19 protein-coding genes are annotated in these 24,049 nt (G+C 47.6%); 12 read left to right on the top strand and 7 right to left on the bottom strand.

Annotation, left to right across the window (positions count from 1 at the left end; all coding sequences use genetic code 11):
* Positions 1–44: 44 nt before the first annotated feature.
* A complete protein-coding gene (locus tag QUB64_RS25915) occupies positions 45–1,742 on the bottom strand; it encodes a flavin monoamine oxidase family protein (protein ID WP_333268911.1) in 1,698 nt (565 codons plus the stop codon).
* Between the two features lie 99 nt (positions 1,743–1,841).
* Between QUB64_RS25915 and QUB64_RS25920 the strand changes: the two genes are divergently transcribed.
* On the top strand, positions 1,842–2,756 hold the full coding sequence (locus QUB64_RS25920) for a PPC domain-containing protein (RefSeq protein ID WP_333268912.1): 915 nt from the start codon (positions 1,842–1,844) through the stop codon (positions 2,754–2,756).
* A gap of 599 nt (positions 2,757–3,355) precedes the next feature.
* Here the strand turns inward: QUB64_RS25920 and QUB64_RS25925 are convergent.
* Both QUB64_RS25925 and ribD read right to left on the bottom strand, forming a co-directional pair.
* The gene (locus QUB64_RS25925) at positions 3,356–3,967 is read right to left on the bottom strand and encodes a hypothetical protein (protein WP_333268913.1); all 612 of its coding nucleotides are present in this window, start codon (positions 3,965–3,967) and stop codon (positions 3,356–3,358) included.
* A 52-nt stretch (positions 3,968–4,019) separates the two neighbouring features.
* Positions 4,020–5,195, bottom strand: coding sequence for a bifunctional diaminohydroxyphosphoribosylaminopyrimidine deaminase/5-amino-6-(5-phosphoribosylamino)uracil reductase RibD (gene ribD, locus QUB64_RS25930; RefSeq protein WP_333268948.1), 1,176 nt, complete (start codon positions 5,193–5,195; stop codon positions 4,020–4,022).
* Positions 5,196–5,388: 193 nt separating this feature from the next.
* On the opposite strand from ribD, the gene QUB64_RS25935 reads away from it, so the two are divergent.
* Both QUB64_RS25935 and QUB64_RS25940 read left to right on the top strand, forming a co-directional pair.
* Positions 5,389–6,249 (top strand): FAD-binding domain-containing protein, encoded by an 861-nt coding sequence (locus QUB64_RS25935; RefSeq protein ID WP_333268914.1) that lies wholly within the window; start codon positions 5,389–5,391, stop codon positions 6,247–6,249.
* 40 nt (positions 6,250–6,289) lie between these two features.
* Positions 6,290–6,826: a hypothetical protein gene (locus QUB64_RS25940; protein ID WP_333268915.1), complete on the top strand. Its 537-nt coding sequence runs from the start codon at positions 6,290–6,292 to the stop codon at positions 6,824–6,826.
* Between the two features lie 168 nt (positions 6,827–6,994).
* On the opposite strand, the gene QUB64_RS25945 is transcribed toward QUB64_RS25940, so the two are convergent.
* Positions 6,995–7,531: a cyclic nucleotide-binding domain-containing protein gene (locus tag QUB64_RS25945; RefSeq protein WP_333268916.1), complete on the bottom strand. Its 537-nt coding sequence runs from the start codon at positions 7,529–7,531 to the stop codon at positions 6,995–6,997.
* Positions 7,532–7,716: 185 nt separating this feature from the next.
* Positions 7,717–7,848: a hypothetical protein gene (locus QUB64_RS25950; protein ID WP_333268917.1), complete on the bottom strand. Its 132-nt coding sequence runs from the start codon at positions 7,846–7,848 to the stop codon at positions 7,717–7,719.
* Between the two features lie 939 nt (positions 7,849–8,787).
* Between QUB64_RS25950 and QUB64_RS25955 the strand changes: the two genes are divergently transcribed.
* The 9 genes from QUB64_RS25955 (at position 8,788) to QUB64_RS25995 (ending at position 21,447) form a co-directional block, all read left to right on the top strand.
* Positions 8,788–9,831 carry an outer membrane protein gene (locus QUB64_RS25955; RefSeq protein ID WP_333268918.1) on the top strand — a complete coding sequence of 348 codons (1,044 nt, stop codon included), beginning with the start codon at positions 8,788–8,790 and terminating at the stop codon, positions 9,829–9,831.
* Between the two features lie 596 nt (positions 9,832–10,427).
* Positions 10,428–10,607, top strand: coding sequence for a hypothetical protein (locus QUB64_RS25960; RefSeq protein ID WP_333268919.1), 180 nt, complete (start codon positions 10,428–10,430; stop codon positions 10,605–10,607).
* A 388-nt stretch (positions 10,608–10,995) separates the two neighbouring features.
* Complete coding sequence (locus QUB64_RS25965; protein ID WP_333268920.1) at positions 10,996–11,184, top strand: hypothetical protein; 189 nt, start codon at positions 10,996–10,998, stop codon at positions 11,182–11,184.
* Between the two features lie 499 nt (positions 11,185–11,683).
* The gene (locus tag QUB64_RS25970; protein WP_333268921.1) at positions 11,684–11,959 is read left to right on the top strand and encodes a hypothetical protein; all 276 of its coding nucleotides are present in this window, start codon (positions 11,684–11,686) and stop codon (positions 11,957–11,959) included.
* On the top strand, positions 11,952–12,293 hold the full coding sequence (locus QUB64_RS25975) for a type II toxin-antitoxin system PemK/MazF family toxin (RefSeq protein WP_333268922.1): 342 nt from the start codon (positions 11,952–11,954) through the stop codon (positions 12,291–12,293). The genes QUB64_RS25970 and QUB64_RS25975 overlap by 8 nt, the downstream gene beginning before the upstream one ends.
* Positions 12,294–12,358: 65 nt before the next feature.
* Positions 12,359–15,478: an AAA family ATPase gene (locus QUB64_RS25980; protein WP_333268923.1), complete on the top strand. Its 3,120-nt coding sequence runs from the start codon at positions 12,359–12,361 to the stop codon at positions 15,476–15,478.
* Positions 15,479–15,490: 12 nt separating this feature from the next.
* Positions 15,491–15,871, top strand: a complete 381-nt coding sequence (locus tag QUB64_RS25985) for a hypothetical protein (RefSeq protein ID WP_333268924.1) — start codon at positions 15,491–15,493, stop codon at positions 15,869–15,871.
* Positions 15,872–16,109: 238 nt separating this feature from the next.
* A complete protein-coding gene (locus QUB64_RS25990; protein WP_333268925.1) occupies positions 16,110–19,418 on the top strand; it encodes a PAS domain-containing sensor histidine kinase in 3,309 nt (1,102 codons plus the stop codon).
* A gap of 160 nt (positions 19,419–19,578) precedes the next feature.
* Positions 19,579–21,447, top strand: coding sequence for an adenylate/guanylate cyclase domain-containing protein (locus tag QUB64_RS25995; RefSeq protein WP_333268926.1), 1,869 nt, complete (start codon positions 19,579–19,581; stop codon positions 21,445–21,447).
* Positions 21,448–21,781: 334 nt separating this feature from the next.
* Here the strand turns inward: QUB64_RS25995 and QUB64_RS26000 are convergent, their stop codons facing one another.
* Both QUB64_RS26000 and QUB64_RS26005 read right to left on the bottom strand, forming a co-directional pair.
* Complete coding sequence (locus QUB64_RS26000) at positions 21,782–22,084, bottom strand: restriction endonuclease (RefSeq protein WP_333268927.1); 303 nt, start codon at positions 22,082–22,084, stop codon at positions 21,782–21,784.
* Between the two features lie 307 nt (positions 22,085–22,391).
* Positions 22,392–23,792 (bottom strand): hypothetical protein, encoded by a 1,401-nt coding sequence (locus QUB64_RS26005; protein WP_333394256.1) that lies wholly within the window; start codon positions 23,790–23,792, stop codon positions 22,392–22,394.
* Positions 23,793–24,049: the final 257 nt, after the last annotated feature.

The following is a 24,049-nucleotide window of genomic DNA, read 5'->3' on the forward strand; positions in this document are numbered from 1 at the left end:
TAGAAAGGACTAAAGTCCTCACTACAAACCTTGTTCAACTTCTCTTATCTAATACTCGGCTTCCTATTGCGAAGATTCCGCGCTCCGGGAACTTTCCGACTGGGACGGCGCTGGTTCAAACTGCTCGCACTTCTAGTATTCAAAGCCTCAGCAGAACTTGTAAAACCCAAATCTTCCAAAATTTCAAGAGCCGCTCTTTGTCCAGTTTCGCAACCGCCTTCCATGTAACCTTGATTTTCCAGCGAAGTGTGTTCGCCAGCAAAATATAAATTGCCAAATCGCTCGCCTTCTACGCCGTACATTTGCGTCCACTGTCCGACTAAATAACAGGAATAAGAACCTTTTAAAAAACGTTCTCCCGACCAAAAAGCTCGGACAGCTTTGCCGGTTCTCAAGTTTCTAACTCCGGGGAAAACTCTTTCAAATTGGTTCAAAAATCTTTGTGCTTGGTCTTCGGGAGTTCCCGCACCGATCGCCAAACCCTGCTTTCCTCCTGTAAACTCAGTAACTAAACCGTTAGGAGTAGGAACAAAAGGCGTAGCTTCCCAGGTATTTTGGAATCCTAAATCGGTAAAAACAGAAGCAGTCGATCGATAAAGTTCCCGCCAAATGCGGCTGCGGTAGCCAGTAATTAACTTAGAATTAGTACCGTAGCCCAACTGCTGGATCGCCCGCAGCTTTGGCTGGGGCAAAGGTACGTTAATTTTAACGTCTCGCAGAGTGCTGAAGGGCAAAGTTAACAAAACTCGCTCGTAAGTGCGATCGATCGCGCTTTGTCCCGATCGCAAATTTACCCGATAGCGGCCATCCGACAACAGAGTAATCGCTTCCAAAACCGTCCCCGCCTCGATCGAACCAGATAATTTAGCTGCTAAACCGTTAATAATTTGACTGTTGCCGCCATCAATTTGATAGCGCTCGTCACTGTTGCCGTACAATTGAAAACTGTCAGGTTCAGCACCGATTAAAAACAGCAGATTTAACGCCGACTGTTCCTCGGAATCTCTGCCGAATTCCGTCGTGTAAGCAATGCGGAGCAACTGCCGGACAATCGTGCTAGTATCAGATTGGTCTAGATATTGATCGATCGAAAGATTGTCCAATTTTTCCGCAGCTTCCGTAAAATCTTGATAGCTAAGGTTATCTCCGATCGCCTGCAAATCCGAACTAATTTTAGTAGCTAGCGGTGCAAAATCCGCGATTATTTGCTGGAGAGAAAAACGGCGTCCTTCAAAGAAAAAAGTATCCTTCACCAATCCCCGCTGCGCGTCAACTAAGTCTCTCGCCCGCAAACCCAATTCCGTCGCCAGGGAAATCAAAGTAGTGTGGCCGGTGTCAATAAATTCTCCCCCCAAATCCACCGGAATCAGCGTTCCAGCCACCTTAGGAGCTGTGCGAATCCTCCCCCCCACGCGGTTAGTTGCCTCAATGATATCGGCACGCACGCCCCCCTGGCGCAAACGATAGGCCGCCGTCAAACCCGCAATTCCCGCACCCACAACCAAAATGGGCGATCGCCCGCGCTGCTGAGCAAAAGCTCCCTCCCGGGTAAAAGTCCCAGCAGCGACTGCTGTCGCAGTAGCTAAACCCCCGTGCAGCAACTGGCGCCGAGATATGGGAAAATTGGGAGTGCGATCGTCCAGCATCCCCAGCAATTCATCAGCCGGAATGCCCGTTTCCCTTGATTTCTGGGCAATACTCGCAGCGCGGCGTAACATTGCCATCAGTGCAGATTTAGCCATAATTGAGACGCCCTCACAAAAAAATTGATGTAAACTGGATTCTCGATCGAATTTGATTATGCACTTTCCCGACTAAAGTATAGAGAGATTGTTTTAATAATGCTAACCCTCAGAACACTGTTCGACAGCAAATATTATCTCGAAAACAACCCAGATGTCGCCGTAGCAGTCGCCAGAGGCACGGTATCGACCCCCTTCGATCACTACCAAAAAATTGGCCAATTTGAAAACCGCGACCCCAATGCCCTGTTCGACGCCAGCTATTATTTAGACACCAATACAGATGTAGCAGTATCAGCTCAAAAAAATAAATTTTCCGGCGCCCAGCACTTGATCAAATTCGGTCAATTTGAAAGGCGCAACCCCAACCCTTTGTTCGATGTTGGTTTCTATCTAACCAGCAACCCAGACGTTCAGACAGCAGTCCAAACAAATCAATTTACCGCATTTGAGCATTATCTTAAAGCCGGTCAATTTGAAAACCGCAAACCCAGCGTTTTCTTCGATCCCAGCTTTTATCTAGAAAAATATCCGCTGATCCCAGCAGCAGTCAGAAGCGGTGCAGTTAAAAGTGCGATCGACCATTACATTCAATTCGGTCAACAAGAAGGACTGTTGAGCACACTCCCCGCTCCCGCCGACGATTTGAGCGCAGCCCAAAACCTAGGTGTTCTCACAGACAGTCTAACTGACAACGATTTTTTGAATGCTACCAAACCCGCCGATATTTACAGTTTCATCCTGAATACTCCCAGCCTTTTCAGTGCAACAGTAGACGGTTTGAGTGCAGATGTGGATGTAGAATTAATTCAGGATCTCAACGGCAACGGCGTAGTTGGATTAGACGATATTATTGCTTCATCTAACAATTTAAGCGCAAATTCTGAAATAATTGTCAGCAATGGGGCTTTGCCTGCGGGGACTTATTTCGTCCGCGTTTCTCAATTTCAAGGCGATACAGATTACAACTTGAGATTGCTATCCGCTCCCTCAGTAATACCGCCCCAAACCTAAAATCGAATCAACGTATATATAGCAGATCCCCGGTTTATGAGGTACTAGCCTGAAACCAGGAATCAGGGCGGGCACAGGGGCACCGCCCCTACAGAAACCGATTTTTTGTATTTCACTTACCTAGAAAGTGCTGTATAGCACAATACGCTTTATAAGCTGTTCTGCATTTAAACTGTAGGTCAAGAAATAATCAAAGTCTTGTGGGATGGCTTTGAGCAGCGTCCCGAATATGCAATGTTTATTTGCGCGACAGCCGATCGGCCAGATCCCCCCGGCGCCCCCCTTTTTAAGGGGGGAACAAGAACTTCCTCAAAGTCCCCCGACTATCCGGGGGATGCGAGGGGGATCTCCGGGCAATCAACAGCGCTAACCCAAGCGTATTGATGTATAGCAAGCCTAAATCCCTCAAACGAACACACACTCTTCCCTTCTCTTCCCTTCTCTTCTCCTCTCTTCCTTAGCGCTCTTCGCGCCTTCGCGGTTCGTTAAAAAAATCTCGTTCACCAATGATTTAGACTTGCTATAAAACAGGCTTCGGCAGCGGTAAATTACCAATTCCCAATTACCAATTACCAATTACCAATTCCAATTCCCTGGTATCAATTATTAGTTGTTGGCCCGCCCGGAGAGGGCACAGATTGAATAGGAGCCGGGGGCCAATTAGAGCGACTTCTGCTTAGAGTAGCCGACACCAAAGCATAGCCCAAAACAGCAGGAAGCACGATCGCGCTTAAAAACACGATCGCCGCCGCCCATGTCATCGCATTCGACATCGGGCCGTAATGACTGCGATAAGGGTCAAACGCTGGTAAATTCGCCCTCGGGGCGTCCCGCAGCGCGATCGGACGTTTGAACCGCACCCGCCTGTCATCGAGCTTTTCGAGCAAAATCCAGCCAACTTCCGCCTCTTCCTGACACAGCTTGTGAAAAATCGCCGGATTGCGAAACAAATCGCTGCTAGCCCGGACAATCTTGTACTCCCAAACTGTCAAATCATCAGGATTGCTATCGGATTTGGGATTGCCATTTGCGATCGCATTTTCAGGCACAGTAAAATTATCTTCTTGAGATTCGTGCAGAGTCAAAACTTCCTCCTCCTCGTCGCATTTTTGCGCCGCCGCCAATTGCTCGCGGCTCACCAAGACACCCAGAATCGCAGCCTCCAAGCCGAGACTGCCCACCATCAAACTCCAAATCAGAATTTCAGTCATAAAAGGAGTTAAAAGTTAAAAATTAAAAACTAAAAAGACTCGCTTTTAACTTTCAATCTTTAATTTTAAAATAGCCTTCCACCACACAATCTTCACCCACCGCGCGCCAAGAAACCCGCTCTAAAGTTAAAGCATCAGTCATTGCAGAAAAGCCCAAATCTCCCACAGGAGTTGGAGCATCTTGGCCGCCGACAATTTTAGGAGCAATAAAAGCCATAATTTTTTGGACGGCACCCTCAGCAATTGCTTTAGCCGCCAAAGTGCCGCCGCACTCCCACAGTACAGACATAAAAGATCGATCGTACAAATAAGCCATCACATTAGTCGGCGTCAGCGGCGACAACTCCACAACTTCTACCCCTTTGGCGCTCAAAAATTCCTGAAATTCCGGCTTAACCCCAGGCTCAGTCAGCACCAAAGTCGCCGCCACGGAGGTTTCCCACAACCAAGCCGACTTCGGCAAATCCAGAGAGCGGCTCATCACCACCCGCAGGGGATTGTTTCTGTCAGGCTGGTGGCTTGTCAGTTGGGGATTGTCTAGACGCACCGTATTTCCCCCAACAATCACCGCATCGCAGCCGACGCGCACCCGATGCACCTCGCTCCGAGCCTCGGAGCCCGTCACCCAAGCGCTGTGACCGGTACTGGTAGCAATTTTACCGTCCAAAGTCATCGCATATTTCAAAATTCCGAAAGGCTGGCGGTACAAAATCCGGTGTACGAAAGCCTCGTTGAGCTTCTGACAAGCTTCCCCTTCCACTCCCGCCACCACTTCAATGCCGGCTTCCCGCAACCGGGCCAGCCCTGTTCCGGCTACCAATGGATTCGGATCGACCATGCCAGCCACTACTTTTGCCACCTTGGCCTTAATTAAAGCCTCTGAACAGGGAGGAGTCCGTCCGTAGTGGTTGCATGGCTCCAGGCTGACGTAAACAGTCGCTCCTTGGGCGAGTTCCCCCGCTTCCCGGAGCGCAAACACTTCGGCGTGAGGTTGGCCCGCACCGGGATGGAACCCTTCGCCGACAATCTTACCGTCTCGGACAACTACGGAACCGACGAGGGGGTTGGGTGCGGTTTTGCCGAGGGCGCGGCGGGCCAATTCTATGCAGCGGCGCATCATGGCTCGATCGAATTCTTGAACTTCGCTGTTTTCCAGTTGTTTTGTACCTTGCTGCTGTCGATTAGCTAAGCTGGCGATCGGTTTAGCGTCCGCCTCAAAAGTTTCCATAGGATTTTGGTATGATATGTATCCCTGAGTGTACTGAACTTTAATGCTAATTTTAGTTGCCAGCCGACGATCGACTGTTGAGGCAAACTTTACGGTATCAGGATTGAAAGGCGATTCCCGGGCGATCGACCCCGCACGCCCAAACAAATACCTTTAACATGAAGAAACAATAGCAGGCGCTTAATAAAAACCAATGAGTCAGGACATGAAGCGGGAATTTGCCAGCCGCGACGAATTAATAGCCTACGTGCGCGAACAGTTCCCCCAAACCGCCATCCGGGATAGCAACGTAGCCCCAACTCTAGGCGGGCGCAAAGCAGCCGAGCAATTGCTGCAACAAGTCGATCCCAGCAAATACGCCTCAACCCGCAACTTTCTCAACGGCGCAGTAACGCGATTGTCGCCCTATTTGCGCTACGGCGTTTTGAGTCTTGCCGAAGTCCGGGATGCCGTACTTGCCAAGGTGCAGCATCAAGAAGACGCTGTGAAACTCGTCAACGAGTTGGGTTGGCGCGATTATTGGCAGAGGCTGTACGCCGAATTGGGCAAAGGGATTTGGGAAGACCGGGAACCATACAAAACTGGTTACACTACCAAAGATTACAGCGAAACTCTGCCGCAGGATGTGGTCGAGGGTACGACTGGTTTAGTGTGCATCGACAGCTTCAGCCACCAGTTGCGGGAAACTGGTTATTTGCACAACCATCAGCGGATGTGGATGGCTAGTTATTTGGTACACTGGCGCCGCGTGCGCTGGCAAGCTGGAGCTCGCTGGTTTTTGGAACACTTGCTAGATGGAGATCCGGCGAGTAATAATCTTTCTTGGCAGTGGGTAGCGAGCACTTTTAGTCACAAACCTTATTTTTTTAATCGGGAAAATTTGGAGCGTTACACTAAGTCAGTTTATTGTCGCGATTGTCCTCTGTACGGACAATGCGATTTTGAGGGAACTTACGAATATTTGGAAGGGAAGTTGTTTCCTCAGGGCGAAAAGGTCGATCGCACGGGCGGCTCTCAAAGTTGGCAACGCCCTCAGAAGGGAAGGAAAAATTAAGTCAGTAGACAAGTGACAGTAGACAAGTGACAGTAGACAAGTGACAGTTGTCATTAGGAAGAGGGAAGAAGCAATAAAAATAATTAAACTTTTTTACATTCCCAATTACAATTACCGATTCCCAATTACCAATTCCCAATTACCAATTACCGATTCCCAAGTTATGAACAATCCGATTATTTGGTTGCACGGCGACTGTTTAAATCCTCAAGGCCCGGCTTTTCAAGGGCACCCAGAGGCACCGGCGATCTGGGTTTGGGACGATGCGCTCATTGATGAATGGCAGTTGAGTCTCAAACGAATGGTGTTTATTTATGAATGTTTGCTAGATTTGCCGGTAGTTATTCGGCGTGGCAATGTGGCTGCGGAAGTTATCGCTTTTGCTAAAGAATCCGGCGCGAATCAAGTAGTGACTGCGGAAAGTCCCAGTCCTCGGTTTGAGGATATTTGCCGGGAAATTAGGATCTCGCACCCAGTAGAAGTTTTGCAGCCCGATCCCTTTGTCCGCTACGATGGCTACATTGATTTGAAGCGTTTTTCCCGCTACTGGCGCGTCGCTGAAAAATATGTTTTTTAATTGGGAATTGGGAATTGGGCATTGGGCATTGGGCATTGGTAGAAAAACCAGAAAGAGGCAAAGCGGGTCATCTTATTTTTTCCCTCTTCCCTCTTCCTTCTAACTAATGACTTCTTCCTTCTAACAACTAACAACTGACAACTAACAACTGACAACTGACAACTGACTTCAATTCGCCTTCAAACGCTGCAACAGCCATTGAAATCTCGATTGAGCCAAATCGGGATTTTCGACATTTTGGGCGCTCGCGCGATCGTCGGGGTCTTGATATATTAAATAATCAGTCTCTTCGCCGAATCGTTTGACTGTACCCCGCAGTCTCGACGACAGAAATTTGGTAATCGCCCGATAAAACCGCAGGGAAAACAGCACGTCTTGCTCGAGTTTTTCAGTTAGCAGCCGCCTCGGAATTAACAGGATGAGGCACTCATCAATTGCCGTGACGCTAGCAGAAGGAAGCCTCCCGTCTACAAAAGACATTTCGCCCAACACTTCCCCACAGATGATTTTTCCAATTTCTTTGTCGCCCAAAGATGATACAGTAACGCTCAAAGTTCCATCCAGAACTATGTACAGCGCGTCTAATGGTTTACCTTCGACGATCAGGGTGGTGCCGGGGGGCACTTTGGTGCGGGTGCCGTTGGCGAGCATCCAATCGATGTCGCGATCGCTCAATTCGCCTAATATGACTAGAACTTTGCTCATAAAATCAAGTTGAGATCGGATACTTTTTATTTTTTACTTGTTTAGTTGCGTGCTGTTGTTAGATGGTCAGACCCTGAGCTAAAGCGAAGACTAAACTCTACTAATAAAACACTCAATTTTACAGGATTCTAATAATATTTAATAATTTTGACACCCTCGAGCTACAACTGTTTTTCGGATCAGTGCTATTCTACATTACTTGTCAGGGAATGTGCAGCAGCCGATCGCCCGCTGCGCAACTCCCCCAATTTAGACCCCCGGATTCCCAAAACAGTTGTCAAACCTTGCTGTCTCTTCGTTTCGATGCGGTGCGCCATAACGCAGCCGGATGTTTCGGCTGTTGCTGCGAGTGCAGCGCCCCCATGTACAGCATTGTAGAATGCTCTGTGCGCCCGATCGACCCCTGAATACGATTTGAGATTTTAGATTAAAGACTTGCAGAATTGGAATGACTGATGAAGCTCGTGGTTTCGAGGTAGTCTGAGGTAGTCTACAGTTGCATTTTTTTGTTGAAAGTGGTATAAGCAGCATCGAGAGTGAAATCATCCCTAGGATTGATTTTTAGCCGCTCGAACTGTAAATTCAAATTAGCCGATCGACTAGCCTTCCGTTCTTGAATCTAATCACCAGAGAGAGTTGACTCCTCAAGAGTTAAGTGCGAATCTAGGAACAACACAACTCATGTTTGTGTCATTTTTCAGCAAAGGTCTCGACTAGAGCCCTCAAACACTTACACTTTTAACACACCATTCATTGAGGAGTGTCTTGTCACTAACCCCAGCTATCAAGGCATGGGGCTTGAAAGAGGAAGGCTTACCACCTTCTTAATTCAGGACTAAAACAGTGTCTAGCTTACGGGCTAAAAACCCAAACTGAACTATCTGGTGGTGGTACACCATTCATACGTTACTGGACGCCTCCCTAATCTGTAACCTCTGTGATAGTCAGTAGCGAAGGGAAATATACACATGGGCTGATCGCCACTTGTTATCCGATCGCGAACAAACAATGTCAGTCGGTAATTGTCAGGCGCGAAAGTGCTCTCTAGCAAAAGCACCCGGCATTTAGTAGTTCGCCCGGCGGTAGATAGATTCGCAGGGGTGGGTAATTCCACCCCTAACACCAACCTAAAACTAAGATGTAAAGCCGTCCTAAAAGGACGGGGTTTCAAACCCATTTTTCTGATGAATAGTCTATTTTCCAAGTCTACTTTTGCGTTAATAAATCTTGCAGCTTTAGCTGTTTGTTGCAGTACCATGTCAGCGAAAGCTGAAACTGGCAACTTGCTCGATGTCGGTACAACTGCAAATGTGGCGGCTCAAAATATTGACCAAATTTCTGAGCCGGCGGCAACTTCAGCAGTTAAACCAGATGCAGAAACAACGGCTAGCAATACAAAAATTGATTCTATCAGTTCGATCGAACTAACAGCAGCGGTAGAGCCAGCAGCCTCCGCACCCGCAGCCAACTCGGAAGCATCTGTGGCGACACCGGAACAATCCACAGCACTCACATCGGAAATTGCGGAGACTGAAACTGCGCCAAATACATCCATTGCTGCGGAGACAGAAAACTCGGAAGAAACAGCTAAAATTGCTGAGAATAGCGTAGAAACGCAGCCAAAGGTCGAGATTGCCGAAAAGATCGATCGACCTACCTCAATTATTGCCGATCGACCTAATTCCCAACTGACAGCAGCAAAAGAAGAAAAAGAAGTCAAAACAGCACAAGAAGTGTTAAGCAATCCTGTGAGCACTTCCGCCTGGGCCCTGACAAACCAACCAAAACTTGCCGAAAAACCGGCAACAGCCTCAGAAAAACCTCAAATATTGGCTCAACCGGGCGGTAGCACCGTCAGACCTGGCCGAGCTACCCGTTCTGGGCCCAGCTACGTCGGCATTGGCGGCAATCTTGGTTTTGGCGGAGATTCAGCCTTAGGTAAAACTTCATTTGCGATTATTAGCAAAATTGGTTTGACGAACAATTTCTCAGTGAGACCGAGTGTTTTGTTCCGCGACAAGTTAACTGTTCTAGTTCCAGTCACCTACGATTTTGTATCTCAAGATGCTGTCGAAGTCAGCGATGATTTTGTGATTACTGCTGCTCCTTATGCAGGTGCTGGCGTAGCATTTTCTACCGGTGACAACAGCCATTTTGGCTTCCTGATTTCCGGTGGTGTGGATGTCCCACTTTCGACCAATTTTACCGCAACAGCCGGACTGAATATTGGTTTTCTCGACGGAGCTGAAGTGGGATTGTTACTCGGTGTCGGTTATACCTTCCCGAATGTTGTCAGATAGTATTGCTGTTTGAGCAAACGCAGGACAACTAAATAGGCGCGGGGTTGGCTGTAGGAATACAGCCAACCTTTTTTGATCGTGGAAAATCAAAAGCAATCGAGGACACGGCAATTCGCAGGACACTTAGTTGTATCATAGATCAACTAGCCTTAGTAAAAAGTAGTATTCGTAGGGTGCGTCGCACGAGAAGAATCCCTAAATTTAATCTACTTGTCGAATAGATCCGCACCTTACACATTGGGTGGATGAAACAACCCTCCGTTTCACTCCGCCCAACAATTCTATTGTAGCAAGATTTTTTCACGCATGGTATAACAAGCAAGTCGCTTAAGTTATTAAATTGCCATTCCTTAGTTGTATAATCTATAAACTAGCCTTAGTAAAAAGTAGAATCCTATGTCGCAAGGAATCTTCAACAAAATCCTCAATCAGCTTGACAACCTGGAAGTCATAGAACTACAGCAATTAGAACGCGCTATTGGGAGATACAGCAGATCCCCGGTTTATGAGGTACTAGCCTGAAACCAGGAATCAGGGCGGGCACAGGGGCACCGCCCCTACAGAAACCGATTTTTTGTATTTCACTTACCTAGAAAGTGCTGTATCTGGCCGAGAAAGAACAAACTGCTCAACGGACAAAATTTCATCAAGCGCTGTTAACTTCTGGTTTAGTCAAAAAAATCAAGCATTCTTCTTGGAACCTGCAAACAGAACGGCGACTAATTCAGGTACAGGGCAAGCCTGTTTCTGAGACAATTATTGAGGAACGCCGCTAGATGACAATTTATTTTGTAGATATAGCAATCCTAAATCAGTTTCAATAACTGGTTAAGAGGCAATCGAGCAACTCTTGCTCTGCTTCCGCTGCACAAAGGTCGGCAGAGCCTCCGGATCTGCTTTACCAGGCTCTTCCTGGTAACGAGTAAACATTTTTTATTGTGGAACAGGCCGGAGAGCCTGTTCCAAAATTTGATTAAAAGGACTTTTGCAATCTTGTCTATTGCTGGTATAACAAGTGTTGAAATTGTTGCTGCAATTACGAGAAGGTCGCGCGGCCGAAGCATCAATGCGACAGATGCTACAGCAGCGTGCAATCAGTTCAGGAGTGACCTGCAATCTGAGTATCAAGTTGTATAATTCACCGAAACTATTATTAACTCTGCAATGGCATTAGCTGAAACCTACGGATTGCGAGGCTATGATGCTGTGCAGCTAGCAACAGGCTGTAGCATAAATAACCTCTGCACAGCTAACAGTTTGCCGGCGATGATTTTTGTCTCTGCTGATGGGGAGCTGAATTCAGCAGCAATAAGTGAGGGTTTGATCGTTGAAAATCCTAACAACTATCCGTAAGGTCGATCGCCCGTACAAGCAATTTGGAGGACATTGCCGTTTCCCGCGCGATCGGAGGACACGGCAGTTTCGAGGACACCGTACTGTGCCTAACCTGATTAATCATTAGACAAGATTGCAAAAGTTCTTTTAATCAAATTTTCGGACGGGCTTTCTGGCCCATCCCACAATTTTTTTTTCTTGTGGGATGGGCCAGAAAGCCCGTCCTAGATATTTTTGCAATCTTGTCTATTGTAGGGAAACGGCACTGCCGTGTCCTGATTCTGGGGATGATATCATGTCCGGTCGATTACCAGAACAAAAACGGTTTGTAGTGCCCCGCCCAGAGTCCGCAGCCGGAGTGCGGACTCTGGGCGGGGCACTACGAACTCATCTGATTGCGGTTAATCGATCGGACACGATATGAGATGAAAAATTAACTGCGATCGCCGAGATTGATTTTTCCGAAAGATATAATGATGGTTGGATCGCACTTTCTCCCCAAACACCCCAAAAAACCGTGACCAAAACAGAAATCTTAGCCGCACTCAAAAACCTGACAGCAGAAGAACGCCTAGAAATCATCGAAACAGCTTCGCGAATGATGCGCGAAGAAATCGAACAAAAAGCCCAGCGCAAAGCCGAGAAAAAGCGCCAACTCAGAGCCGCAGCAGAAGCAGCAGTCAAGGATTATATGCCGGGAGGTGCTTTACATGATTTGTGGTCGCCAGACAGCGAACCATATTTTGAATCCGAGGAAGAATACCTGAACGCTGGGATAAAAACTAATGCGTAGAGGCGAAATCTGGCTGGTTACACTTGAGCCTACTGTTGGCGCAGAAATCGGCAAAACCCGTCCCGCAGTTATTGTCAGCGATGAGACGGTGGGAATTTTACTGCTTGAAGTTATTGTCCCCATCACTGACTGGAAAGAGCGATATACACAGAGAAATTGGATGGTTCGACTAGAACCAAGTGGCGAAAATGGCTTGATTAAAGTCTCAGCCGCCGACTGTTTTCAAGTCCGTTCCATCTCCCAACAAAGATTTGTCCGACAACTCGGAACTCTCTCCGACAAAATTATGGAAGAAATTGCAGAAGCACTGACAATTGTTTTGGATCTAGATTGAATAACTAGGCAACAGCGCACAAATAGTGTTATTTATAGATAGATTGTATGGCGCGATGGCCTTAAATGATTCCTATACAACTTACACTCAAAAATTTTCTCAGCTATCGCGAAGCTGCTTTAGACTTTCGCGGACTGCACACCGCTTGCATTTGCGGGCCTAACGGTGCTGGTAAATCCTCCCTCCTGGAAGCGATCGCCTGGGCACTTTGGGGCTGTTGCCGCAGCGATACAGAAGACGATATCATCCATATTGGCGAAATTGATGTCCGCGTTGATTTTACTTTCTCCACGGGCGGCCAAATCTACCGGGTGATTCGCAACCGCCGGCGCGGCCAATCGGGAAGTTTGGAGTTTCAAGTCAGCTTGAATTCTGCCGAGACTCAGGAGGAACTTAATTTTCGCACGCTCACAGACAAGGGCCTGAGAAATACTCAGCAGAAAATCCTCGAACATATCAAACTAGATTACGATACTTTTATTAACTCGGCGTATTTGCGGCAGGGGCGTGCTGATGAGTTTATGCTCAAAAAGCCGATCGACCGCAAGCAAGTTTTAGCCAATCTCCTCAAACTCGATCAATACGACACTTTATCGGAACAAGCCAAGGAAAAGTCGAGAGAATTTAAAGCCAAAGTCGAAGCGATCAAACACGGTTTGCACGCAACACAAGAGCAACTGCAACAAAAAGAGGCGATCGCATCCGAACAAACTCAATTGCAGCAAGCAACCGATTTGCTCTCTTCACAGCAGCAAGCCGAGACAGCACATTTGCAGCAACTGCAACTCCAGCACCACAACCGCCAAACTTGGCAAAAACTCCTCGCCGGCCACCAGCAACAGCACTACAATATCTCTCAAGAATGCCGGCGCTTGCAGCAAGAACTCGCTGCCGCCAAGCAGCAGCAACACGAGCTGCAAGCCCTGCTCGAACAAGAAAATGAAATAACAGCAGGCATTGCCTATTTCCACAGCTTGCAAGCCACTGAAGAGACGCTATCGGTAAAATTTAAGGCTCACCAACAAGCCCAAAATCAGCGCCAAAGATTACAAGAACAGCAGCGGCAAGAACTGAGCCTTTTGCAAAACAAAATTCAGCAATTGCAGGCTCAATTAGAGGTCTTAGAACAGGATGAAAAAGATGTTCTAGATGTTCTCAAACAGCAGCCGGAGGTTGAAAAAGGACTCGCGCAGTTGCAAGGCGCCCGATCGCGCCTTAACGAACTAGAACAACTGCAACTGCAAGTTTCGCCGCTGATCCAACAGCAGCAGCAAAAGCAACAAAAGCTCGATCGTGCCCGCGCCGGCTTAACCGCCCGTTTAGGCGAAATCAACCGACAGGTGCAAGTTCAGCAGCAGCAGCGACAGCCGCAATTGCAGCAGGAAATCTCGGCCATCGCCAATCAAATTTTGCAGTTGGAAAACAAGCGAGTTTACCAGGAGCGAGTCCGCGAAAAAGGCCAAGAAAGGCACAGCTTTCTGGAAAACCTGCAAGCTAAAAGCCGCGACTATCAAACCAGACTCGCGGAAATTGACCAAAAGCTGCAACTGCTGCGGAAAAATGAAGGAGAAACTAGCGAAACTGAAGGTAAATCTGCGAATTTTGCGGAAACTCAGCCAGCGAATTCGCCTTTAATGCTGCAGGATGCAAATTTTGGGAATTGTCCTTTGTGCGATCGACCTTTAGACGAACACTACTGGAATTTGGTCGTCACAAAACATCACTCCCAACAGCAGGAAATTTGGAACCAACTGTGGGTTGTGCGCGAACAGTTGGCCGTCTCCGAGCGCGAAATTCAAGTCCTCAGACATGAATACCGCGAACTAGAAGAGCAATTAGCCCCTTACCAAGAATTGCGGGAACGCCGCAGCCATTTGCAAGCTCAATTGGATGGCCTGGGCCAAGACGAAACTCGACTGCAAAGTATGCGTCAAGATGCTGCGGAAATAGAGCGGTTGCTGCGTACGGGCGAGTACGCGGCCGATGATTTGGGCGAACTACAGCAAATTGAACAGCAACTGCAACAGCTCAATTATAGCGATCGCAGTCACTCTCTCGCCCGCAGCGATGAAAAGCGCTTGCGGTGGGCGGAAATTAAGCAAGCTCAAATCAAAGATGCTCAACAGAAACTGCATAAAATTCACAGCCGCCGCCCGGATTTGCAAGCTCAATTAGCCGCCGTACAACAACAGTTAGAACAGCAAAAAAATAGCTCGGAAATTCAGCAGCAAATTCTGTCTTTAGATAGATACATTGCGGAAGTTGGCTATAACTTGGAACAGCACGAACACGTCCGCAGCGAAATGCGTCAAACGCAATTTTGGATCGCCCGCGCTGAAAAATTGATCTCGGCAACTCAGCAATTCCCGCAAGTGCAGCAGCGGGTTAATGAAATCGCCACTTCGATCGCCGTGCGCGATCGCGATTTGCAAGCTGTCACCGCTCAAACTTCGGCGATGAACCAGCAATTGCAAGAACATCCCGATCCGACAGCTCAAATAAGTGCGATCGAACAGCAAATCAGTCGCCGCCGCCAGCAGCTAGACCAACATTTGGGAAGTCTGGGAAGGCTCCAGCAGCAGCAGCAAAATCTGGAAGCTTTGCAGGTTCAGCTTGTAGCTCAAAAAGAGCAAATGCAGGTTGCTAAACGCCAATACAAAGTTTATCAAGAGTTGGGTCAAGCCTTTGGGAAAAACGGCATTCAAGCTTTAATGATTGAAAATGTTTTGCCTCAACTGGAAGCTGAAACTAATCAGATATTGTCGAGATTGAGCGCGAATCAGTTGCACGTGCAATTTATTACTCAGCGGGCGGCGGCTTCTAAAAAAGCAACTAAATTGATTGACACTTTAGACATTTTAATTGCTGATGCTCGCGGTACTCGTTCCTATGAAACTTACTCGGGCGGCGAAGCTTTTCGGATTAATTTTGCGATTCGGCTGGCGCTGGCGAGATTGCTGTCTCAGCGGGCGGGTACGGCTTTGCAAATGTTGATTATTGACGAGGGATTTGGGACTCAGGATGCTGAAGGGTGCGATCGCTTGATTGCTGCGATTAATGCGATCGCCTCTGACTTCGCCTGCATTCTTACCGTCACCCATATGCCGCACCTGAAAGAAGCTTTTCAAGCCAGAATTGAAGTAAGTAAAACTGCTCAGGGTTCTGGGATCAGCTTGTCAATTTAAAAGGGTTATACCATGTTCGATTTTCGATTTTATATTCAAGATCAGACGGCGGTTGAAACCGCGTCTACAAAAACAAAACCCACTCGCCTGCGGGTTGAAGATCGGACGGTTAAAATTATGTTATTTTCTTTACACCGCGGAGGCGGACTACCCTTCCCGAAGGCTAACGCCTACGTTTGTATAGGCTGCGATTGCAACGATCGGGACGCTCGCCATGACAAAAAAACGTTAACCCAAGCGTATTGTTGTATGGGCGCGAATTCCATTCGCCTGCTCTTCAACCCGCACCAGGCGGGTGAAAGTTTGTTTGGCGTGCGAATTCCATTCGCCCGCTCTTCCTCATCCATTCGCCTGCTCTTTGATTCGCCCGCTCATCCATTCGCTCGCTCTTAATTTCCCCGTCGGCTTTTTGGGGCTACTGAATTTGTCAGGCTAAGCTGTTCTACATTGAAATTGTGTGTCAAAAATCAATAAAACTCTTGTGGGACGTTGCTCCGAGCAGCGTCCCGAATTTCCAATTAAAATGCGTAACAGCTTAAATTAAAATAAGATAATAAAATCAGAATGCGTCCAGCTATCGATAAATTTTTATTTTTCTGTCCGCTCCCAGGGAGTGTGCATATTACTACGGATGATCACAGACTCTTTTGATATATCTCTCCTAGAAAGGGCGATCGCAGCGTCGAGCAACAGCATCGTAATTGCAGATGCTAGCAGGCCTGATATACCTATTATCTACTGCAATCCTGCTTTTGAGAAACTGACCGGCTACACCCGGGAAGAAGTCATTGGACACAACTGCCGGTTTTTGCAAGGCCCGGATACGGATCGCGCCGAATTAGAAAGACTCCGCAGCAGTTTGCGATCGGGGACGGAAATTAAGGTAATTCTCAAAAATTACCGCAAGGACAAAACTCCTTTTTGGAACGAATTAACCGTTTCCCCTGTCTTAGACGGCGAGGGAAAGCTCACTCACTTTATCGGAGTTCAAAATGATGTTACCGCGAGAGTAGCAGCCGAAACCGCCCTGCAAGAAAGTGAAGAAAGATTGCGGGCGATCGCCACTGCGACTCCGGTTCCCATGCTGATTACGCGCCTGGAAGACAGCACGATTTTGTACGCAAATCCAGCCCTCTGCCAAACTTTCGGTTTGAGTTCGCAAAAGCTTGTGGGTAGTAAAAAGAGCAACTTTTATGCCAATTTGAGCGATCGCCGTCAATTAGTAGAATTAGTCAAACAGCACGGCTTTAGCGACAGCGATCAAATCTGTCTCAAGAAAGCAAACGGCAGTTTTTTTTGGGTAAAAATGTCGATGCGATCGATTAATTTTAACTGCGAAGCAGCAATTTTATCTGCATTTTATGATATTACCGATCGCGTAGAAGCAGAAACAGCACTGCGCCAAAGTAAAGCGAGGTTGCAAAAACTAGCAGCCAACGTTCCCGGAATGATTTATCAATTTCAGCTAGCAGCAGACGGTACTGCGTCATTCCCTTACGTTAGTTCTGGCTGTCGCGAACTCTACGAATTAGAACCAGAAGTGCTGCAAAAGTCAGCTATTCCTGCGATCGAAATGCTTCATCCAGACGATGCGCCAAACTTCCAGGAAACTGTTGCTATCTCAGCTAAAAGTCTAGAACCTTGGCGGTGGGAAGGCAGATTAGTTTTCCCGGGCGATCGCATCAAGTGGGTTAGCGGGGCTTCTCGACCAGAACAGGGCGAAAAAGGTGAGATTATTTGGGACGGCTTGTTAATTGATATTAGCGATCGCAAACTTGCAGAATCAGCACTGCGGCAAAGCGAAGCCAGATTCCAAAAAATGGCCGCCAACCTACCGGGAATGATTTATCAATACTTGCAGCATCTCGACGGTACTAATGAATTCATGTATGTCAGTCCCGGCTGTTGGGAACTCTACGAATTAGACCCCGAAAAAGTTCAAAAAAACTCAAATTTAATGTGGTCGCTGGTGCATCAAGAAGACCTACAACCCATGCTAGAAGCACTCACAAGTTCCGGGAAAAATTTAAAACCTTGGAAATATGAAGGGCGGATCGTCACGCGATCGGGCAAACTTAAATGGATTCGCGCCATTGCCCGCCCCGAACTGCAACCAAGCGGCGATATACTTTGGGAGGGCGTGACCATCGATATTAGCGATCGCAAGCTAGCAGAAATCGCCCTGGGCGAGTCAAAAATCGCCCTGCAACAAGCCAATCAAGAACTTGAAAAGCGCGTCCTAGAACGCACGGAAGCGCTGCTAAGCTCCCAAAAAATGCTGTGGTTGGTAATCAACAACATCCCTCAGTTAATCGCCTGGAAAGATCTAGATTCAGTTTACCTCGGAGGCAACAAAAACTTTGCCAAAATCGCAGGTTTGAATCATCCCACGGAAATCGCCGGTCTCACCGACTACAATATGCCCTGGAAGCCAGAAGAAACTGAATTGTTTCGAGCCTGCGACCGCCGGATCGTGGCAACCAACACCCCAGAATATCACATCATAGAATCCAAAATGCAAGCCGACGGCACCCAGCGCTGTCTGGATACAAATAAAATACCTTTACACGACAATTACGGCAATGTTGTGGGCATTTTGTCTACCTTTGAAGATATCACCGATCGCCTGGCCCTCGAAGCTAAAGTCCGGGCCAGCGAGGAACTATTTCGCAAAATATTTGAAGATGCACCCATCGGTATCTACTTAGCCAATTTAGATGATAACCAGTTAGTGCGAGTCAATAAAACTTACTGCGAAATGCTGGGATATACCGCAGCAGAATTGCTGGGAAAAACATTTAGAGAAATTGGGCATCCCGCCGATCGTCACAAAAATCTCGAAGTTGCTGCTGCGATCGATCGGGGAGAAATTACGAGCTATCAAATCGAAATCCGCCAAATTGCGGCTACAGGTACAATTGTTTGGGTAAACGTGACAGCTACTGTGATTCGAGACGGGGAAGGAAAACCTATTTACAAATTAGGGATGATTGAAAATATTACCAACCGCAAAATTTCCGCAGCAGCACTCCAAGCTTCTGAATCTCAATTGAGAAAACAAGCATCCCAATTGCAAGAAGCCTACGAACAGCTCCAACACGCTCAAATCCAATTAGTTCAATCAGAAAAAATGTCGAGCCTCGGTCAAATGGTGGCTGGCATCGCCCACGAAATCAACAATCCCGCAACTTTTATTCACGGTAATATTTCTCACACATACAACTATTTTAACGATTTAATAGAACTGTTAAATCTCTACCAGCACTACTACCCGTCCCCTGCTCATCAGATTACTGAAACCAGCCTGAAAATCGAGTTTGATTTCCTCAAGGAAGACTTGCCAAAAATGCTAAATTCCATGAAAGTAGGAGTAGAAAGAATTAGTACAATTGTGTTGTCGCTGCGGAACTTTTCGCGACTGGACGAATCAGAAATGAAGTTTGCTGACCTTCACGAAGGAATTGACAGCACGCTGTTAATTTTGCAGCACAAACTGGAACCAAAGAGTAATAAAAGCCGGATTGAAATCATTAAAGAATACGGAAATATTCCTAAAGTTTACTGTTGTGCGGGGCAGTTAAACCAGGTATTTCTAAATATTATCAGCAATGCGATCGACGCTCTAGAAAACCACAAGCAACCCCGGACGATCGTGATTCGCACCCTCATGAAAAAAGCCGGGTTGAAAAACAACAGTAAAAGCAAGCTCGCTGAGTGCGATCGCATTGTCATTTGTATCGCCGACAGCGGCCCGGGAATGACCGAAGACGTTCGCAAACGGATGTTTGACCCCTTCTTCACCACCAAACCGGTCGGGTCGGGCACAGGCTTGGGATTGTCCATCAGCCATCAGATTGTGGTAGAAAAACATAGGGGAAGTCTGCGGTGCATCTCAGTGCCCGGACAGGGAGCGGAATTCTGGATTGAAATTCCCTGCTGAGCGATCGCAAGTTAATCTAAAAGTTTCAATATCTAACTTTTAATTGCCAATTGCCGTCGGTGCTTGAGTTATCAGGGTTTTGAATTAACGGCACTCAGACGCCGAAATTAATCTCACTGGCGCGGTGTGCTCATCTTCTGCCCTTATTCGCTAGGCAATTATGCTGAAAAAACTACCTTTATCCTGGTCTCGCTACATTCCAGCCGGGTTGACGCTCGCTTTGGGTGTGGGACTGTCGGCCCTGGCATTTGCTTTGGTTTGGGACTGGGAAGACAGGCGCCACGACTACGAAATGCACCGCCGTATCGATGATATTTCGATCGGCATCGAACGCCAACTCAACTCCGACTTAGACGCAGTTCTCGCCCTCAGCGACTACATGAAAGCCTTTAGCGCCGTCGAGCGTTCCTCTTTTGCGCGGTTTGTCGGCCGTCCCCTATCCGTCCACCCCAGCCTGCAACTCCTGGCTTGGGCCCCGCGCGTCCCCAATTCCGAGCGCGCCAACTACGAAGCCAAAGCCAGAACCGAAACCGACTCCAGCTTCGAGATTACAGAGCGCGGCCCCCGAGGAGAACTGCGCAAGGCCAGCCAGCGTTCCGAATATTTCCCGGCTTTTTACGTCGAACCAACAGCCGGAAACGAGACAGCATTGGGCTTTGACCTCGCCTCCCACCCCGAAATCCGCGCCGCGAGCGATCGCGCGCGCGATACCGGAGAAATGATTGTCACCAGCTACGCCGGTCTAACTCAGGGGAATTCCACGGAACCGGGTCTTTTGGCCATAGTTCCGATTTACGAAAACAGCACTAAACCGACGGCCCTGGAATCCCGCCGCCAACTGCTGCAAGGATTTGTTCTGGGCGTATTTCAAGGCAAAGATATTTTCCAAACCTCTTTAAAAGGACGCAATACCGACTACCTCACCATTTATCTCGCCAGCGAGGCTTCAGACAAGCAAGAAGCACCGCCGCTGTTACCGGACACGGGCGACCCTGTTCTCAAAAATCAGGCTGCTGACGGCCAAATTCAGCAATTTGCGGTGCTGTTCCAATCCTCCAGCCAACAAGTGTTGGCCGCATCGGTGGCTGCGAAACGAGATCTCTGGTCAAACTGCCCGATTCTTGAGAATCCAGGCCCGGAGTATACAGCTTGTCAAAGGCTGCTAAAAATTAGCGGCCGCCAGTGGTCTGTGTACGTGTCCGCAACGCCGGAAATTCGCAGGACTCGCAAGCACTGGCGTTCTTGGGGAACTCTGACGATGGGGATGTTGTGGACTCTGCTGCCGGTGACATATATGCTGACAGCTTTGAGCCGCACCGCCCAAATCGAAAAGCTAGCCCGAGAAAGAATTCGCCAAGCCGAACAGTTGCAGACTGCTTACCAACAGTTGGAACTCGAACAAATGAAATCCGAGCAACTGCTGCTGAATGTTTTGCCGGCGGCGATCGCCCTGCGTTTGAAGGACAACGAGCACAATATCGCCGAAAGTTTTGGGGAAGTAACTGTGATGTTTGCCGACATTGTGGGGTTTACAGAGCTTTCGTCAAGAATTTCAGCGACTGCGGTGGTGGAAGTGCTCAACGATATTTTTTCGGCTTTTGACCATTTGGCCGATCGCCACGGTTTGGAGAAAATTAAGACTATTGGTGACGCTTACATGGTTGTCGGCGGTTTACCTACGTCGCGAGAGGATCATGCGGAGGCGATCGCCAATATGGCGATCGATATGCTGCACGAAATTCGGCTGCTGAGTTTAGAGCATTCGGAACCATTCAGCATTCGGATCGGGATTAGCACCGGCCCTGTAGTTGCCGGCGTCATCGGCTTAAAAAAGTTTATTTACGACCTCTGGGGCGACACAGTAAATATTGCTTCGCGCATGGAATCCCACGGGATTACCGGCTGCATTCAAGTCACCGCCGAAACCTACGAAATATTAAAGGATAAATATACTTTTCAGAAGCGCGGCGCCATTCAAGTTAAGGGCAAGGGATACATGGTGACATATTTGCTGACAGGCCGCAAATAATGCCAAGACGCACGGCTAGTCAGAAACCGGGTTTTTTTCCGAAATACAGAGGTTGGCGCCCGCAGCCTCGCAAAAAGCCCGGTTATGAAGGCTTTCTGAATATCGTATCCGATCGATTGACTGCAATAATATTCGATCGCGCGTGCGGACTTAGGAATGAGAATTAAATAACTTACAATTTGATGGTTCTTCTGGCCCATCCCACAAACTTGTGTAAATTATTTAATTCGCGATCCTTAAGTCCGCAGCTTTTTGCGTCCTGGCGTCCGCACTACCAACCGTTTTTGTTACGGTAATCGACCGGACATGATATTATGCGTAAATCCTAGAGCCATTATTTTTTAGATCGAATCACTAAATCAATTAACTGTTCTCGTCCCCAGAGTTGTACCCCATTCGCTTGAGCCAGTTTATGAGCATTTGGCGTCAACTCGCTGTTCGTAATTGCGATCGCATCCTGCGCCCGATAATACTTAACAGCACTAACCACTTCTTGCACAGCGGAATTTCCCACTTTTCCTTGATAGCGTTTTGCCTGAACAACGGTTTTTGGTGATTCAGTATCGATTAAATCAGCAATCTTTTGCACGTCTAATAGCGTAGCAACTTTTAAGATTTTTTTGAAGTTTTGCAGCATATTACTCGTTACCAGGCAGAGCGAAAGTAACGCAGATCAGTCGGTAGAGCCGACCTTTTCGCAGGCGACGCTCTTCAAGGGTGACATCGATTCCTTTCGCCAAGAGCGAAAGGAACCAGTTATTGAAAATGATTGAGGATTGCTATAGTTTAGCAACTTTTAAGATTTTTTTGAAGTTTGGCAGCCTACTTCAACTCAACTTATTAGGAGAAGGAGAATCATCAGATCGAGAGGGAGTTTGTGATGCAACTTGGACATCAGTTTGTGTTTCAGTGGGTGCTGATACTGCATCTTCGATCAAACTTTGCTAGGCTGGCTTTTTGGCTTGCTTTCTTTTGCTCAAAATAGCCCGTTGAATTGTCAGCATAATTTTCCCCTCTTGTTCATTAATTTCACCGTCAGCCTCGACGATCTCAGTGCATCGCTTTAAAAGTGGTTCGGCAAAGTCAAGTTCGAGTTGTTCGAGTAAAAGATCCAACTTGGGAAGCAATTTAGACTTATTTTGCACAGCTTCAATCTCAGCTAAAGTCCTGAGATTTAAATTTGCCGCTTGTAATTCCGGTAATAACTCATCCCATCGGGTGAATTTTTGGCTGGCATAGACGACATACACTAAAATCCAATCCATCACCGTTTCTTGTGCGATCGCTTTCTCTAAATATTCCTCACTTTCCGCTTGCAATACCTCTTGTAAATCTTCCAGCTTAGTTTCGATTTCCGAGGAATTGAGATGCGCTTCATAAAACCGACAAGCACCGTATCCCATCGCGTAAATCATTGCCGCACTGGCGCTAGCATTGATCGCCGCACCCGCTAAGGGAATATTGCTGACAAGCGTAACTCCAGCTTCGATCGCTAAATTGCTACCCAAGGATAAACCAAAAATAGCGACAACTTCTTTTTTGCGATCGCTCGATCGCAAATCCATGCCATAAGCAGCAGCAATTTGATAAACCAACTCGGCAGATAACGCCGTCATTGCCGCTAAATCCATGCCAGCCAAAGCCAAAGCCACGCCGGGGACTAAACTGCTAGCCAAGCCAGTTCCTGCCGCCAGCAAGGCTTTTTCCACCATCAAGTGATGTGCAATCTCTTGGGGTTTCTCGTGAGGATATTGGCGCTTTAACTCTCGAACTTGCGCCTCGGCATTCACGACATCAACAGCATCTATAGCATTAGCTAACCAGTCGATTTTGAACTTTTGGGTCAGTTTTTTCAGGATAGGACTTTGGGAAATCAAACCGATGGATGAACCCAAAAAATTGGGAACTTGCATTGCTGCACTTCCAGCACTCGCGGCCGCATTTCCTACCGCACTCGCCGTATTAACAACGATCGCACTTCCAGCACTTCCTGCTGCATTCCCCACCGCACTCGCGGTATCAAAAACGGCACTTCCAGCACTCGCCGCTGCATTCCCCACCGCACTCGCCGTATTAACAATCGCACTTCCAGCACTTCCTGCTGCATTCCCCACCGCACTCGCGGTATTAACAACGATCGCACTTCCAGCACTTCCTGCTGCATTCCCTACCGCACTCGCGCTTGCAGAGACCACTCCAAAAACGGAACCGAACCAATTGGATTTATTCCCTAGTTTAGCCTTCACATCCGATTTGGATCGATCGTTCGTTTCTGCTACTTCGGTTGCTGATGGAACTTCTTCTGAGTGGTTGCTGTCTGTGTTGATTTCGTTGTTATTTGGCATTTGTTTATACCATTTACAAAAAAGCTTAGTACAAGAAAAATATTAGGTTTGTTTCCTGGGTTATTGAAAATAACAGGTGCGTCGCTCTTACGATTGTCGCTCTTTATTGAGGATTGTCGATGTATCCGCACCCTACGAATTTTGCTAGTCATTGATGCGGACTAAAGTCTTCACTACGAACCTGATGCGGACTAAAGTCCTCACTACGAACTTGAGAAGGACTAAAGTCCTCACTACGAACTTGAGAAGGACTAAAG

Source organism: Microcoleus sp. Aus8_D2 (genome assembly GCF_036702665.1).
GTDB lineage: Bacteria > Cyanobacteriota > Cyanobacteriia > Cyanobacteriales > Microcoleaceae > Microcoleus.

Bases quoted from the DNA above. Each gene is read 5' to 3' on its own strand.
- QUB64_RS25955 (WP_333268918.1), top strand. From the start codon at position 8,788: ATGTCAGCGAAAGCTGAAACTGGCAACTTGCTCGATGTCGGTACAACT.
- QUB64_RS25980 (WP_333268923.1), top strand. From the start codon at position 12,359: ATGATTCCTATACAACTTACACTCAAAAATTTTCTCAGCTATCGCGAA.
- QUB64_RS25925 (WP_333268913.1), bottom strand. From the start codon at position 3,967: ATGACTGAAATTCTGATTTGGAGTTTGATGGTGGGCAGTCTCGGCTTG.
- QUB64_RS25965 (WP_333268920.1), top strand. From the start codon at position 10,996: ATGGCATTAGCTGAAACCTACGGATTGCGAGGCTATGATGCTGTGCAG.
- QUB64_RS25920 (WP_333268912.1), top strand. From the start codon at position 1,842: ATGCTAACCCTCAGAACACTGTTCGACAGCAAATATTATCTCGAAAAC.
- QUB64_RS25975 (WP_333268922.1), top strand. From the start codon at position 11,952: ATGCGTAGAGGCGAAATCTGGCTGGTTACACTTGAGCCTACTGTTGGC.
- QUB64_RS25985 (WP_333268924.1), top strand. From the start codon at position 15,491: ATGTTCGATTTTCGATTTTATATTCAAGATCAGACGGCGGTTGAAACC.
- ribD (WP_333268948.1), bottom strand. From the start codon at position 5,195: ATGGAAACTTTTGAGGCGGACGCTAAACCGATCGCCAGCTTAGCTAAT.
- QUB64_RS25995 (WP_333268926.1), top strand. From the start codon at position 19,579: ATGCTGAAAAAACTACCTTTATCCTGGTCTCGCTACATTCCAGCCGGG.
- QUB64_RS25935 (WP_333268914.1), top strand. From the start codon at position 5,389: ATGAGTCAGGACATGAAGCGGGAATTTGCCAGCCGCGACGAATTAATA.
- QUB64_RS25990 (WP_333268925.1), top strand. From the start codon at position 16,110: ATGATCACAGACTCTTTTGATATATCTCTCCTAGAAAGGGCGATCGCA.
- QUB64_RS25950 (WP_333268917.1), bottom strand. From the start codon at position 7,848: ATGGCGCACCGCATCGAAACGAAGAGACAGCAAGGTTTGACAACTGTT.
- QUB64_RS26000 (WP_333268927.1), bottom strand. From the start codon at position 22,084: ATGCTGCAAAACTTCAAAAAAATCTTAAAAGTTGCTACGCTATTAGAC.
- QUB64_RS25945 (WP_333268916.1), bottom strand. From the start codon at position 7,531: ATGAGCAAAGTTCTAGTCATATTAGGCGAATTGAGCGATCGCGACATC.
- QUB64_RS25915 (WP_333268911.1), bottom strand. From the start codon at position 1,742: ATGGCTAAATCTGCACTGATGGCAATGTTACGCCGCGCTGCGAGTATT.
- QUB64_RS26005 (WP_333394256.1), bottom strand. From the start codon at position 23,792: ATGCCAAATAACAACGAAATCAACACAGACAGCAACCACTCAGAAGAA.